The following is a 14,851-nucleotide window of genomic DNA, read 5'->3' as shown; positions in this document are numbered from 1 at the left end:
CAGATGAGAAGCATCATTACAGGTACCCATATGGTAAAAACTTACGGTAAGGGTATAGAACAGGCCACAGTGTTGAATGGAGTAGACGTAAATATAACAGAAGGTGAATTTGTTGCCGTGATGGGACCCTCAGGCTCAGGCAAAACCACATTGCTGTTCGTGCTCAGCGGCATGGATGAGATTACAGAGGGATCGGTCAAATTTGGCGATACAGAACTACCCGGTCTCCGGGAAAATGCACTTGCGGATCTTCGCCGGACCCGGATGGGGTTTATTTTTCAGCAGCCTACGATGCTGAGGAACCTGAATCTGCTGGATAATATCATGCTTCCCGCTGTGCAGGATGGTAGGAGAAACACAGCGGAACTCGCGCAAAAAGCGAGACACCTGATGATCCAGACAGGTATTGCCGGGCTGGAATACAGGGATACCACGGAGGTATCCGGCGGCCAGCTCCAACGGGCCGGAATCTGCCGCGCGCTGATGAATACGCCGGAGATTCTGTTTGCCGATGAGCCAACCGGTGCACTGAATTCGAAGACCGCAGAGGAAATCATGGAACTGCTGGCAGCTATCAATCAAGCGGGCACAGCCATTATGCTTGTGACACATGATGCGAGAGTCGCCGCCAGGGCGGAGCGGGTACTGTTCACGATGGACGGGAGCATCGTTTCCGAGCTGATACTTCCAAAGTTCAGCGGCGGGGATCTGGAAGCTAGAGGGGAGAAGGTGCTTGCCCGGATGGCGGCTGTGGGCATTTAGTTTAGCATCTTCACGTGGGATCAAGTGGAAACGGCATTGCCGTCCTTTTAAAGGACGGTACCGTTTCAGCGAGAAATAGAAGGATAATTTATCGTGTGCAACATATAAATTCATATATTTGGACGGAATTCCCGCACCAGGCACCTTACAAATACCTGACGCATATTGTATGGTTATAAGCCTATCAGGCGACAACGGGAAAGGAAGTGGGTGTATGGCTGCGGGAATTTTAAGATATTTTGCAGACGGGAATACGGCTCTTGGCTTCTACAGTTTGTTGGAATCAAATCTTCAAGGACTTCGGCGGATATTCATCTTGAAAGGCGGTCCCGGTACCGGCAAATCCTCGCTGATGAAAGCAATCGGCACGGAATGGGCGGAGCGGGGATATCCTATTGAGCTGATCCATTGTTCATCCGATAAGGATTCCATAGACGGGGTCATTATTCCGGCGCTTGGCGTGGGCATTGTTGACGGGACGGCGCCCCATGTGATCGAGCCCAAGGCTCCCGGAGCGGCCCGGGAATATGTGAACCTGGGGGAAGCATGGGACTCGGCAGCGCTTATCGGCCAAAGGGAGAGCATTGAGGAGCTGAACCGGAAGGCTGCGGAGGCCTATGCGGCAGCGTACAGCAGATTTGCGGAGGCCCTGAACATTCATGACGAATGGGAAAAGATTTACTTCGAGCATATGGACTTCGGCCAGGCGGATCAATTAACGGTCTTAATGCTGGAACAGTTGTTTGGCGAAGCGCAGCTTCAGAGGCATGCTTACCTGAAGCACCGGTTTCTGGGCGCAGCTACGCCGGCAGGGTCGGTTGACTTTGTACCGAATTTGACCGAAGGGCTGCCCAGACGCTTCTTTCTCAAGGGCCGGGCGGGAACAGGCAAATCAACCATACTCCGCAAAATCGCCGCTGAGGCAGAGAAGAGAGGCTTTGATACGGAAATCTATCATTGCGGATTTGATCCTAACAGTCTGGATATGGTTATTGTGCGTGAGCTTGATTTTGCGGTCTTTGACAGCACCAGCCCGCATGAATATTACCCGGAGCGGGAAGGAGACGTAATCATCGATACGTATGAAGCTGTTGTTGCACCGGGAACGGATGAGCGCCTCGCCGGTCCGCTAGAGGAAATAAGCGCACAATATAAGGCCACAATGAAAACGGCAATAGCCGCTCTGGCAGAGGCCAAGGTGCACCGGGATGAATTAAAGGAAATATATATCGCAGCAATGGATTTTAGCATGGTGGATGCAGCCAGGAACCGGATTTCCACTGAACTGGCAAGTATGCGGGCTTAGCGGTTACAATGATCCGAACCAGCTTTGGGGCGTACTCGGCTTAGGTATTTGCCATCCGTAGAGTAAGCCCCAAGGCTTATAAAGGGTGCGGTGCCTTTTGCTCGGAATACCGGTTGCGCAGCGTCCGGAAGAATTATAGACTTCAATATGTAACAGTGTGAGAAATTATAACGGCTACAATTTGGGAGGAGAGAACAGCGATGAGTACTTACGCCATGGCTTCCTTTAATATCCGCCTCGATATTCCGTCAGACGGAGAGAACCGCTGGGCGTTCCGCAAGGAGCATATGCTGCGACTAATTAGGCATTACCGCTGGGACGTCTTCGGACTACAGGAGGCACGTGGCAATCAGCTGAAATACCTGGCGTCACTTGAGGATTATGAGGTGGAAGGCATCAGCCGTGATCATGATCCTGATGGCGAGCACTGCCCGGTCTTTTATAACAAGTCGGTATTCACCAAAGAAGACGGAGGCACCTTCTGGCTGTCGGAAACGCCGGAGGTTCCGTCCAAGTCCTGGGGCTCTGATTACAACCGGATCTGCACCTGGGTAAGGCTGCAGGACACAAGAAATGGTAACCGGATTCATTTTGTGAATACCCATTTGGACCATATCAGTGAGGAGGCCAGATACCGCGGTGCGCTGATGATTCTGGACTGGATTCGTAATCAGGGCGGGAATCTTCCGGTTGTACTGACAGGGGATTTCAATGCTTTACCGGACGAAAGATGCTACCGGGAGATTACAGCGCACCTGACCGATACCCGCAGAGCGGTTGATGCTCATTATGGCCCCTGGGGTACATTCACCGGTTTCCGCTACGATATTCCGTGGGATGAGCTTGAGGAGATCGATTATATTTTTACGGACAAGCAGGTAAAGGTACTGAAGACCCGGACGGTAACCGACAGCTTCGACCGGAAATACCCTTCGGATCATTATCCTGTTACAGCAACTCTGGAAATCTAACGGGGCGAAACTCAGCGAAGTAACGCGGGCGCTGGCAGAGCCTGTTCCCGTAACACAAATAAACCGGACCTCAAGGGGGCTGGTTTATTTGCGTTACATGGAGGGATGGAGACAATGGATTGTTAAGGCGATAAATGTCTGATACGATAGATAAGCTTTTAGATGGAAGCCCAAACACTCTGAGGAGTCACGGCTATCCCAATCTGAATAGAGTATCTTATTAATACACACAAATGGGGACAACAGCATGACGAAGATATTCAGACATAAGGGTTATTTTATCGGAGTGCATATTGTATTGTGTATTTCCTTGTTCTCCACACTGTACGCGTATTCTCCGGTCATCCGGGTGAAGGTGAAGGAGATTATCGAGCCGGCGGACAAAGTCTATACGATTGCCCATCGCGGCGCGTCCGGTTATGCTCCCGAGAATACGATACCGGCCTTCGAGCTGGCACGTGAGATGGGTGCCGACTCGATTGAGCTCGATATCCATTTGACCAAGGACCTGATTCCTGTCGTAATTCATGACGAGACGGTTAACCGTACTACGAGTGGCAAGGGCTTTGTGAAGAATATGAGCCTGGAGCAGATCAGGCAGCTCGATGCAGGCTCCTGGTTCAATCAGGACTACCCGATGTTCGCCAGAGATCTATACACAGGGCTTACCGTCCCAACGCTTGAAGAAGTATTCGAGACATTCGGCAAGGACATCAACTATATGATCGAAATCAAGGAGCCTGCATCGGAATTAGGGATAGAAGCGATCCTGAATGAAACGATTTTGAAATATGATCTCGCCAAAAGGGTATCCGTTCACTCCTTCAGTGCAGCCAGTCTGCGGAAGCTTCATGCGATCAACCCGGATATTCCGCTATACCAGCTGGTATGGAATGATTATGCGGCTACGAGGGTGACGCAGTCCTATCTGGATACCGTGAAGACCTATGCCGTAGGCATCAGTCCGAATTTCCAGGGCATCAGCGCGGCTTATGTAGCTCAGGTGAAGAGGGCCGGGCTCAAGATCATCCCATACACAGTGAACTACCAGCTCAATATGGATAAAGCCTACTCCTGGGGAGTAGACGGAGTGCATACGAATTATCCCGACCGCTTCCTTGAAGTGATTGCCGCCAACAGGGCAAATGCCAAATGGTAGGAGTGGAGGAGGGCGGAACAGGCCGCTCATTTACTCTAAAAGGCCAGAAAAAGGGTCCAGTTCTTGTCCGATACCCGGATAAAGACTGGACCCTTAATGTTGTACTCTAGAACATCATACACTATCACATTTAGTTGGAAAAACGCATCTTAATTTGGACGTTTTAAAGCATCTGAGGTCAATAGTTGGAAAAATGCCATCTAATTTGGTGCCTATCCTCTATTCTGAACTCTCCGTAGTATATTAAGTGCACTTTTTCCAACTGTTCCCTGGAGAGGGCTGTTCTGTTCATGAGCAGGTGGAGAAAATCCATCTATTTCTGGTGCGGTTCCTAATGGTGCTTAAAATGCACTCAACACAATATTACGCAGCTTGCGTGTAATGGGCAGGGTACCGGAGTCCTTTCTCTGGATCATGAACAGGATGGTCAGGCGTTCCTGCGGACAATTGGCAAAATAAGCTCCCAGCCAGCCGTCCCAGCCGTACTCTCCCATGCTGCCGAGTCCTCCGGCTTGACCCGGATCGGTCAGGATGCGCATCTGATTGCCGTAGCTGTAGCCTTGCAGCGAATGCCAGGGATTGAAGCCTTGCTGCTGCGGGCTGGTTAAGCTGGCTGAAGTCATAAACTGAACGGTGCGGGGCTTCAGCAGCTGCACCCCGTTCAAGCTGCCCTGATTGATCAGCATGGTGGTGAATTTGGCAGCATCCTCAATCGTCGAGACCAGCCCGGCCCCGCCTGCTTCATAAGCCGCCTCCCGGTCCATATGATGATTAACGCCCAGAGGACTCTCCGAAAAGGGTATCAATCCGCCTTCACCATCATCCTGGTAGACAGAGGCCAGCCGCTCTCTCTTGTCTTCGGGCAGCCAAAAGCCGGTATCGTTCATTTGCAGCGGACCGAAGATCTCCTGCTGCAGGAATTCGCCGTACCGCATGCCGCTGACGACTTCAACTAATGCACCGAGAACATCCGCAGAGGTTCCATACTGCCAGGATGATCCCGGCTCGAAGGCCAGCGGGCCTTCACCCAGCCGGTTAGCGAATTCCAGGGTGCCCATCGGGTTCGTGCCAAGCAGGCGGTTGTTCAGTTCCTGGTACAACGCCTCCGCATACTGACCCGCCAAGTCTTCTCCGCCGTAGACCAGACCGGAGGTCATGTTCAGCAGGTCGTTAATATCAACCTCCCTGCTTACGGGCACAAGCTCGCCGTTCTTTCCCACCTTCTGATTCTTAAATCCGGATATGTACTGGCTGACCGGATCGAACAGGTCGATCTCCCCGCGCTCCAGGAGCAGCATAACGGCTGCGGCAGTAACCGGCTTCGTCATCGAGTAGAGGCGGAAGATCGAATCCCTGGACATCTTGCGTCCAGCTTCAATATCGGCATAGCCGTCTTCGTGATACCAGCTTTCTTGTCCGTTCTGAATCACCATGAAGTTCGCACCGGCGATTTCCTTATTGGCAATACTTGCGCTTAGCGCTTTGGTAATTAGACGGGTAGTGTTTGAATCCAGCATCTCCAGGTCTCCTTTGGTATGATCCGTTATCTATATTCCATGGTGAATAGCATTTCACATAGAGAATATTATACGTCTTTCAGAGTGAAATGTAAGCGCATTTCAGCGAAAAAATTGAATAAGTATAGGTTTTCGTTGCTTTGCTTAATTCAATGTTGCCTTTCCGGTCGTCTATACTAACGGAGAGACTATCACAGGGAGGTAATATTTTGAAACAGAGAACAAGATGGCTTGCAGCGGTTCTTACGTTTACAATGCTAATCATGTCGCTGACTGCACTTGGATTACCGGCACAAGCTGGAGCGGTTCCGATTCCGCAATCCTTCGCCAAGGGCGCAGATGTCAGCTGGTTGCCGCAAATGGAAGCTGAGGGCTACAAATTCTATAACGATCAGGGAGACGAAGAGGACCTGCTCCAGATTCTAAAAGATCACGGAATCGATTCGATACGCCTCCGGGCTTTTGTCAATCCATCCGATGATCCGATCAACGGCCATAACAGCACCGAAGAGATGGTTACGCTGGCCTCCCGTGTAAGCGCTCTCGGATTCAGGGTGATGGTTGATCTGCACTACAGTGATTCCTGGGCCGATCCCGGGAAGCAGGTTACTCCGGCCGCCTGGGCCAGTGATAATCTGGAGCAGCTCAAAGCACATGTCTCGGAGTATACCACAGAGGTGATGCAAGCGCTGAAGACTGCGGGGGTAACCCCCGAGTGGGTGCAGATTGGCAATGAGATTAATAACGGGATGATGCATCCGCTGGGCAGCTATAGCAATACGGCGAATCTGGTGGAATTGATCCAGGCGGGATCACATGCGGCCAAGGCTGTTTTTCCTGAGACCAAAATCATTATTCATAGAGCCAACGGGGCAGACACCGGTGTAGATCCGTTCTATGCAGGTCTGGTCGAGGCGGGTCTTAAGGACAGTGATTATGACATTATCGGGTTATCTTATTACCCGGATTCTATCTACACTTCTTCTATTAATGAACTATCCTCCAACATGAATCTTCTGGCTGCAAAATACGGAAAAGAGGTCATGGTCGTCGAGGTTGGCGGCGATGTGAGCAAGAATGTGGATAATGTATACAACATGCTAGTTGCTGTGCAGGATGGCGTGAAGGCTGTGCCTGGCAGCCAGGGAACAGGTGTGTTCTATTGGGCACCCGAGGGCGTCTATTTCGGCTATGGGCTGTCTGCCTGGAACCCGGACGGGAAGCCTTCCTTCGCGATGGATGCTTTTATCGACGGTGCTTCGGCAATCAACCGGGTACCAGTTCAGTCGGTAAAAGTAGAGAAGCAGACCGCTATCCTAGAAGTAGGCGGAACCGGCAGCGTGAAGGCAACGATCAGCCCGGCGAATGCAACCTATAAGGGGCTAACCTTCACCAGCTCTGATGAAGCCATCGTCAAGGTAGACAAGTATAAAGGAACCATCTCCGGGCTTGCTGCCGGGACCTCTACAGTAACAGCGGTTACGTATGACGGCGGATTTACAGATTCAACTGTGATCACAGTCTCGCCAAGCACAAGCTTCATTCAGAATCCAGGCTTCGAGGACGGGCTGAATAGTTGGACCGTAAGCGGCGATAGCGCGGCGGTCAATGTGGAGTCGGATGCCCATTCCGGTTCGGCTGCACTGCACTACTGGAGCTCAGGGGCTGCGGAATTCCAAATCTCCCAGACGGTCACCGGACTTGAAAATGGTACCTATCAGTTATCCGCTTGGGTCTCGGGCGGGGGAGGGGAAGAGACGGCAGAGATTTTTGCGGGCAATCAGAAGCAGCCGTTCATCAACACAGGCTGGCAGCAATGGAGTAATCCAACCATCGATACCGTTGAAGTTACAGATGGAACGCTGACACTAGGCGCTAATCTGAAATACGCTGGAGACAAGTGGGGGAATATTGATGATTTCAAGCTGGTCAAAAAAGCCGGAGCCGTCAGCACCAATAATCTCACGGTGAACGGCGCTAAGTCCGACTGGTATCTGAGCGGCACTAAGCCCGCTACCTTCGGAGACAGCAATGCTTCAGGCGGCTTCGATTACGGGGATGACAAGCCGATTAACTTCAACCTTACTCATGAAATGACCGGACTTGCGCCCGGAACCTATACCCTCCAGGCCAAAATCTTCGGGGACAAGGGTGAACCTTCTCCCGGTTCGGTAATGTATGTGATCTCTGAGGGACAGACGTATTCGGTGCCGGTTACCTATTCAGGCAGCGCCTGGCTGAAGCCCCGGACTCTGACGCTAAAGCATGTGCACATTGGGGAAGACGGCAGCGCATCGCTGGGCTTCAAAGTCCTCACAGACTCGGATAATCATTACGGCTATCTGCAAGAGGTGACCTTCGTGCGCAATAGCACAACTACACCTGAGGTTCCTAGCGAACCAAGTGAACCGAGTGAACCGGTAAAACCTCCAGTAACGGAGCCTGTAACACCCCCGGTAACAGAGCCGGTGACACCTCCTGTCACAGAGCCAGTAACGCCTCCGGCAACGGAGCCGGTGACAAGTCCGGAAGAGAATCCTGCACCAAGTGCGGAAGCCAGTCCGGCGCCAAGCCCGGCTACGGCACCAGGAACGGGCTCCGGTTCAGGCTGGACAGTTCCGCTGGCAACAGCACAAGCTTCAGCTGCACCACAAGCCACGCCGCAGCCGGAGATTCTGACTGTAACTGAGCCGAAGGTGAATGCCCAGAACCAGATTGTGATTCCAATAGCTGAAGGGCAGAGCGAAGTAAGAATGCCCGCTGACGCTGCGGCCCTTAAGGGAATAGCCGCTCTGAAGGTGGAAGGCAAGACAGTGGCTGTAGAGATTCCAGGCAAGGTTGCTCAGCAGCTTCAAGCGTTGGCAGGACAGCAGCAGAAGGGCTCGATGATGTCTATCCTGCTTGAGCCAAGGTCCCCAGAGCAGAAGGCAGCCTGGATACTTCAGGCTAATAAGAAGAGTGAAGCTGAACTGAGAACAGCCGGAGAAATGTTCAATCTCAGGCTGTCTGTGCTGAATCAGCAGGGAGTTAAGACTCCGCTGGTCTCGTTCGCGGAACCAGTCAGTCTTCACCTGAAGCTTCAAGCGAACGGCAATCCGAAGCTGGCCGGTGTGTATGCCACCACAGACGATGGAACGCTTGAATATGCAGGCGGAACCACGGAACAGTCCGTATTGACTTCACAGGTACGGCAATCCGGCAATTATGCTGTACTGGAGTATGACAAGAGCTTTGCAGATGTGAGTCCGGCGGATTGGGCCTACTCAGTGATAAAAGAGATGGCTGCCAAGCATATTATCGAGGGCGACCGGGAAGGACGCTTCGCACCGGAGAGAGAAGTGACCCGGGCCGAATTCGTTACGATGCTTGTCCGTGCCCTTGGGCTGAAGACGGAAGGCCTGCGTTCGTTCGCTGACGTAGATAGCAGCAAGTGGTATTCGGGCGATGTGGCCGCCGCTTTTGCAGCCGGAATCGTCAAAGGGGACTCTACCGGCAAGTTCGCCCCCGAGTCGAGTATTTCGCGGCAAGAGATGGCAACGCTGCTTGTGAGAGCCTACGAGCTGCGCTCTGGAAGCAAGGCTCCGGCAGGTTCCTTGCCTGCTTTTGCCGATGCCGCCAAGATTGACAGCTGGGCTAAGGACGCCGTGAGTGCCGCCGGTTCACTGGGCTTCATCACGGGGACTCCGGATGGATTCTTCAAGCCCCAGGCCAATGCGACGCGCGCAGAGTGTGCGAAGGTATTGAGTTTGCTGCTTAATCTGTAAGCAAGAGGATAAGAGGATAAGTAGAAGTAGAGCAGCGATCTTCCTGTAATGGGGGCGCTGCTCTTTTTACTGGCATGGGATAGTATGGTTGAGAAGGAGCTGGGCCAAGTATAATCGGAAAACCGATCACAATGGGCAGCAAGAAGGCGAACGGGCGAAATGTAATCGGAAAACCGATTACAATGGGCAGCAAGAAGGCGAGTCTGCTTCCTAAGGGTGAAACTGGCCAGTTCGCGCTTGCAGCTCCGCTCTGACTTCCTCCGGAACTTCCTTCATCGTCAAGTCGTCGCCCAAGAACAACAGCCAATTCGTGACTTCCTTCAGCTCCTCCGTGCGGTTCACTTCAACCTCCATTTTCAGAATAGCGGTAGTTTGGTAGGGGTTAGTATAGGACAACGCGACCCTGAACGGGTGATATTTCCGGTATTGGGCAATGGCCCGGGGACCGAGCTCCAGGACAAGGTTGTTTTTTACCTGTTGCTTGCTCAGCTTCTCCTGAATTTTTTTGGTGCTCAGCCTCTTGGTTTCTGGGGAGGGGAGGACATCCGTAAGCTGATCAACCGGGATGATCCGTTTTCTGGACTCGTCCAGGTCGAAGCACTCGATGAGCCACAGGCTTTTCTCCTGATAGAGACGCAGCAGATACACAGAATAAGACCTGTTCGTCTGTTCCTCCTGACAGGTAATTAGCAAATAACGGTCCGCCAGCAGGAGCCGGATCAGCTTGTCCAGCATAGGGTGGGGGAGATCGGACAGGTCCAGCAGATCAGGATTGCCTGGATGGGTGCCCTCGAACAGCAGGATCTGATTGAGAAGAACTAGCTCCTCCTGCTGATTCTCCGAGATGAGCCCCAGTAGTTTCTCCGTCAGCGACTGGCGGCTCTTTAGATATGGAAGCTGCCCGTTTCTTGTCGCCATGAAGGCAATGAACAGCGCTTTGACCTCGTTATCCGTGAACCGGACCACCGGAAGGATAGAGTTACGCATGACGGAATACCCGCCTTCCCGGCCCACCTCAGCAACCAGCGGCATACCCAGAGCCTCGATTTCCCTGATATCCCGCTGGGCGGTCGAACGCGAAATATTGAATTCCCGCATGATTTCCGTCAGCGTAAAATGGGCACGATTGTTAATGTACCGCATGATGATGTTGATCCGTTCTACTTTTTTCATGGCGGCTCCTAAACAGGTTCATTTTTTGACATGATTTAAGGTTATCATATACATAGCAGGTGAGGAACACAAATAGGAATAAAGGCGGGATATGACAATGCCAGGATATACTATTGAAGAGAAAGACAGCTTTACAGTGATTGGTCTGGGCGTTGATCTTAAGAGTGATTACACGGATTATGCCGGGATATATAAGGAGAAGATGGATTTTTGGCAGGCGGTCAGTGAAGATGGCAGGCTCGACTTGTTAAAAGGGATTGCGGCGAATGATTATGTGTTTGTGGTGAACGAAGCGGTGAACGGCAAGATGATGCATTATGCCGGGGTAATGGCAGGTGCAGGCGCACAGATTCCGCAGGAAGCTCGGGTGATTCAATTCCCGAAGGGGGAATATCTCGTAGTGGCAGGCGAAGGAGCGACAACGGAGGAATTAAGCAATACCGTGACGGGCCTGGCCTTCGGACAAGCTTTGCCGCAAGCTGAAGGATACGCCTACGTGGGCGGGCCGAATACGGCTGTGGAGATGGGTAGCCGGGACGGATCGCTCTATGGCGAAATGTGGATTCCTGTCATAAGAAATTAAGTAACGTAATGGAGGATAACTAACTATGGCATACACAGTTGATTTCAAAGAGGTGTCTTTGCAAGGCCTGGAGTCGTCGCCCGTTGCTGAGGCGCTGGCGGGATTACGTGCGAATGAGGCGCGTTATTTCATGAACAAGTATAAGCATGAATTCACAGTCGTTCCGGCCAGTGAAAGCCGGGAGACGCTGGATTACGTGAACGGGATTCTGAGCAAGGAGCGGGGCCTTGAATTTGCTGCCAAGCCACTCCAAACGTCGCAGTTCCAGGTGGAGAATATCCGGTTCGCCTACGTTTTCTATGAGGATGGCCTTGCGCTTAACGTGATGTACACAGTGGATGACCCGAAGAAGCGGGCGGTCGGCTTTAAGCTCTCAGAAGGGATGGAGATTCCGAAGGAGCTGGCGGACAAGTTCAAGTTCGCTCGGCAGAAGTCGAAGCTGGCCGGCACAATCCGGGGTTCGTTCTTCGTGATTAAGGGAGAGTACTAATAAAAATCCCACAAAGTGAAGTTTAAGCTGCGGAGTCTATACAGATACATTGCGGGGGCCCCAAACCATATAAGTTCAAAAAGAGGGGCTGCCGGTTGGCAGCCCCTTATAGCCGTTCAAATCTCCTCCGCTGTATAAGTCTTCTGGGTGCGGAGGACCGGGAAGAACCGGTACATCCAGAGCATGGTAATAATCAGGGTGCCAACTCCGCCGATCACGGTTGCAGGCACGGCCCCGACCAGCCCGGCCATGGTGCCGGACTCGAATTCGCCAAGCTGGTTCGAGGTACCGATGAATAACGAATTCACTGCGTTCACCCGGCCCTGCATCTCCTGCGGCGTATTAACCTGCACCAGTGTCGAGCGGATAACGACACTCACGACATCCGAGCCGCCGATCAGAACGAGCGCGAACAGGGACAGCCAGAAGCTGTGGGAGATGCCGAACAGCATCGTGGCCAGGGCGAAGACGACCAGCGAGGCGAACAGCATCCGGCCGATGGCCCGTTCCACCGAATAGCGGGTCAGGATGAGCGAGACGATGATCGCGCCTACCGCCGGGGCGGAGCGCAGCAGGCCAAGACCGAGCGAGCCGGTCTTCAGAATATCCTCGGCGAAGATCGGCAAGAGTGCCGTGGCCCCGCCAAGAAGTACAGCGAACAAGTCCAGCGAGATTGTACCCAGGATAATCTTGCGGGCGAAGACAAACCGCAGGCCGCTGAGGAAGGTGTCCATGCTGACGGCGTCCAGCTTCTTGACGAAATGAACGGTCTTGACGAAGAAGATCAGTACCGTAGATACCAGCAGCGCGGCAAGCGAGGCGATATAGGCGGCAGCCGTACCCCAGACCACGAGGACACCCCCGAGGGACGGGCCGACGATCATCGCCGTCTGCATAGCAGACGCAGACCAGGCCGCTGCCTTCGGGAGCTGCTCCCGATCCACAATGTCCGGCACCAGCGCTGCTGAGGCCGGACTCTCGAAGGTACGGCACGCACCAAGCACTGCTGCGGCTGCCAGCAGGTGGACTGCGCTGAGCCAGCCTTCGATGCTGCCGAGGACAAGCATCAGCACGATGAGGCACTCTGTAAGCTGGCACAGGAACACAATGGTTCGGCGGTCATAGCGGTCTGCCGTCTGTCCGGCAGGCAATGTCAGCAGCAGCATGGGCAGGAATTGGGCCAGCCCGACCAGTCCAAGCTGGTAGGCGCTGCCGGTCAGCGCATACATCTGCCAGCCAATCGCTACCGACAGCATCTGGAAGGCACTGGTGGAGAAGATCCGCGCGATCCATAGGCGCAGGAATGAGCGGTTATGCAGTACAGACGAGCGTGGAGTATTCGCATTCGATGTATTCAGTGTATTCAATGGTTGTCATCCTCCAAGCGATTAGAATCGGGTTCAGATTCGGGGGCCGGCTTCCGCCCGCGCATCTCCGGGTGTTCCTGGAATATTAAGGCGTAATTCTTGCCGTAACGCGCCTCCAGCTCCGGGGCGAAATCCTGCTCTATGCGCATCATCACGACATCGTGATAATAAGACGTCTGAAGCACATCCAGCACAGCCGGATGGTTGCTCTCCAGCGCCGAAGCCTGCGAATGGCGGGTGAAGCTGCCCAGAAGCGAGGTCTCCTTATCCAGCAGGAGCGAGAAGTTCCGGGCGGCCTTCGGCCCGCCTGCCGGAACACTATGCACAGTGACACGCGACAGCGCTGTAGGTATGTCACCTATAACCATCAGGTGGACGGCAATGCCCCGTTCTTCGGCGGCAAGCAGTGTGTCTTCTATCCGGTGCAGATCCTCCGCCCAGATATCTGCCAGAATCTCTGCGCTGGCATTGGCAGCAAGCCGCTTTACCGCCAGATCCACCTGTGCGTCTCCCTTCCAGTTGCTGAAGAAGGGCGGTACAGCAGGCAGGTGGCCCAATTCGTTCTCCAGTAGGTGGGCGGTGCGCTCAAATTCTGACTGAAGCAGCTTAACGACCTGCCGGACCGGAATGGCAGCGAAGGTCACCGGCTCGCCTTCGACTGTCCGGCAGACTCCTTTATCGACCAGACTGCGGAGCGCGGCGTATACATTGGACCGGGACACGGACACCTGCTTCGCGACCTCATAGCCCGAGGAGGGCGGCTGGCCGTGCAGCGCCAGATAACAGCGGGCTTCCAGATCGGATAAACCAAGCTTGCGTAATGCTTCAATCATGGGTGAACCGCCTTTCTGTGAGAGTAAGTAATGCTTCGTTGTATGTAGAAGTATTTCAAAATACTACTCCGATCCTAAAGGGCTGTCAAGCAGCAATATCCGGCCGTCCGTAGCACCGGGCTGCTCATAAAAATGATTACATTCTGGTGAAATCAGGTAATAACTCTCAAGACGGCTATCGAAAAGCCAGTATGCAAGACAGTCTCGACTATAAACCAAAGACAGGATGAGGACTTATGCGAAAAGCAATTCTGACTACCATGCTCATCTCCAGTCTGCTAATGGCTGGCTGCGGCAATAACGGGGCGGCAAATGGCGGTACAGCGGCTACTCCAGAGACCGGACAGGCAGCGGCGGCAAGCCCGGAGGTTACACCCGAGGTCACGCCGGAACCGGCAGCTGAGGCTACCGCAGAGCCTGCACCGGAAGCAACGGCACAGGCACCAGCGCAGACGGCCGCACCGGAAGCCACGCCGAAGGCCAGTGCGGCGGCGGGGGATTCGCAGCGGCAGACGTATTTTGACAAGCTGGATAAGATTGAAGAAGGACTTAGCGATCTGAAGGCTCTGTCGGACAGCGGCGTCATGACTGATATGAAGGAGGCCGCCTCCAAGGAGCATGAGCGCTGGGACAAGGCGCTGAATGAAATCTACCAGGCGCTTAAAGTGCAGCTTCCCGAAGCCGATATGGCGAAACTGAAAGAGGAGCAGCTAAGCTGGATCAAGGAACGGGATAAAGCAGCAGAGGAAGCGGCTGCCAAATATAAGGGCGGAACGATGGAGGGGCTGGAATACGCGGCAACCTTGGCTTCAGTAACGAAGGATCGTTGTTATAAGCTGGTCGAATTGTATATGAAGTAATCAAAGAGCGCAGCGACTCTCTTCTGGGGAGGATCGCTGCGCTGTTTTTTGACCATTTGAATGACC

The 14,851-nt window shown here is 53.3% G+C and carries 12 protein-coding genes; 8 read left to right on the top strand and 4 right to left on the bottom strand.

What is annotated here, in order from left to right:
* Positions 1–3: 3 nt before the first annotated feature.
* The 4 genes from MKX42_RS17795 to MKX42_RS17780 all read left to right on the top strand — a co-directional run bounded on the left by MKX42_RS17795 (position 4) and on the right by MKX42_RS17780 (position 4,198).
* Positions 4–762, top strand: coding sequence for an ABC transporter ATP-binding protein (locus MKX42_RS17795; protein ID WP_340753661.1), 759 nt, complete (start codon positions 4–6; stop codon positions 760–762).
* Positions 763–976: 214 nt separating this feature from the next.
* Positions 977–2,068, top strand: a complete 1,092-nt coding sequence (locus MKX42_RS17790; protein ID WP_340753660.1) for a PRK06851 family protein — start codon at positions 977–979, stop codon at positions 2,066–2,068.
* 200 nt (positions 2,069–2,268) lie between these two features.
* Positions 2,269–3,039, top strand: a complete 771-nt coding sequence (locus tag MKX42_RS17785) for an endonuclease/exonuclease/phosphatase family protein (RefSeq protein ID WP_340753659.1) — start codon at positions 2,269–2,271, stop codon at positions 3,037–3,039.
* Between the two features lie 247 nt (positions 3,040–3,286).
* Positions 3,287–4,198: a glycerophosphodiester phosphodiesterase gene (locus tag MKX42_RS17780; protein ID WP_340753658.1), complete on the top strand. Its 912-nt coding sequence runs from the start codon at positions 3,287–3,289 to the stop codon at positions 4,196–4,198.
* Between the two features lie 341 nt (positions 4,199–4,539).
* On the opposite strand, the gene MKX42_RS17775 is transcribed toward MKX42_RS17780, so the two are convergent.
* On the bottom strand, positions 4,540–5,715 hold the full coding sequence (locus MKX42_RS17775; protein WP_340753657.1) for a serine hydrolase domain-containing protein: 1,176 nt from the start codon (positions 5,713–5,715) through the stop codon (positions 4,540–4,542).
* A gap of 209 nt (positions 5,716–5,924) precedes the next feature.
* On the opposite strand from MKX42_RS17775, the gene MKX42_RS17770 reads away from it, so the two are divergent.
* Complete coding sequence (locus MKX42_RS17770; RefSeq protein ID WP_340753656.1) at positions 5,925–9,479, top strand: glycosyl hydrolase 53 family protein; 3,555 nt, start codon at positions 5,925–5,927, stop codon at positions 9,477–9,479.
* A gap of 210 nt (positions 9,480–9,689) precedes the next feature.
* Here MKX42_RS17770 and MKX42_RS17765 read toward each other — a convergent pair whose 3' ends face one another.
* Complete coding sequence (locus tag MKX42_RS17765) at positions 9,690–10,652, bottom strand: helix-turn-helix transcriptional regulator (protein ID WP_340753655.1); 963 nt, start codon at positions 10,650–10,652, stop codon at positions 9,690–9,692.
* 97 nt (positions 10,653–10,749) lie between these two features.
* On the opposite strand from MKX42_RS17765, the gene MKX42_RS17760 reads away from it, so the two are divergent.
* Together MKX42_RS17760 and MKX42_RS17755 are read left to right on the top strand one after the other, a co-directional pair.
* Positions 10,750–11,235: a GyrI-like domain-containing protein gene (locus tag MKX42_RS17760; protein WP_340753654.1), complete on the top strand. Its 486-nt coding sequence runs from the start codon at positions 10,750–10,752 to the stop codon at positions 11,233–11,235.
* 25 nt (positions 11,236–11,260) lie between these two features.
* Positions 11,261–11,725, top strand: a complete 465-nt coding sequence (locus MKX42_RS17755; RefSeq protein ID WP_340753653.1) for a phage tail protein — start codon at positions 11,261–11,263, stop codon at positions 11,723–11,725.
* 116 nt (positions 11,726–11,841) lie between these two features.
* Here the strand turns inward: MKX42_RS17755 and MKX42_RS17750 are convergent, their stop codons facing one another.
* Together MKX42_RS17750 and MKX42_RS17745 are read right to left on the bottom strand one after the other, a co-directional pair.
* Complete coding sequence (locus tag MKX42_RS17750; RefSeq protein ID WP_340753652.1) at positions 11,842–13,092, bottom strand: MFS transporter; 1,251 nt, start codon at positions 13,090–13,092, stop codon at positions 11,842–11,844.
* Complete coding sequence (locus tag MKX42_RS17745) at positions 13,089–13,925, bottom strand: TrmB family transcriptional regulator (RefSeq protein ID WP_340753651.1); 837 nt, start codon at positions 13,923–13,925, stop codon at positions 13,089–13,091. Before MKX42_RS17745 ends, MKX42_RS17750 begins: the two co-directional genes overlap by 4 nt.
* Before the next feature lie 236 nt (positions 13,926–14,161).
* On the opposite strand from MKX42_RS17745, the gene MKX42_RS17740 reads away from it, so the two are divergent.
* Positions 14,162–14,785, top strand: a complete 624-nt coding sequence (locus tag MKX42_RS17740; RefSeq protein WP_340753650.1) for a lysozyme inhibitor LprI family protein — start codon at positions 14,162–14,164, stop codon at positions 14,783–14,785.
* Positions 14,786–14,851: the final 66 nt, after the last annotated feature.

This window comes from Paenibacillus sp. FSL R7-0204, from assembly GCF_038002225.1.
In the GTDB taxonomy this organism is placed as follows: domain Bacteria; phylum Bacillota; class Bacilli; order Paenibacillales; family Paenibacillaceae; genus Paenibacillus_AQ.
The sequence above is the reverse complement of the archived record's forward strand: the minus strand, read 5'-3'. Positions and strand labels throughout refer to the sequence as shown.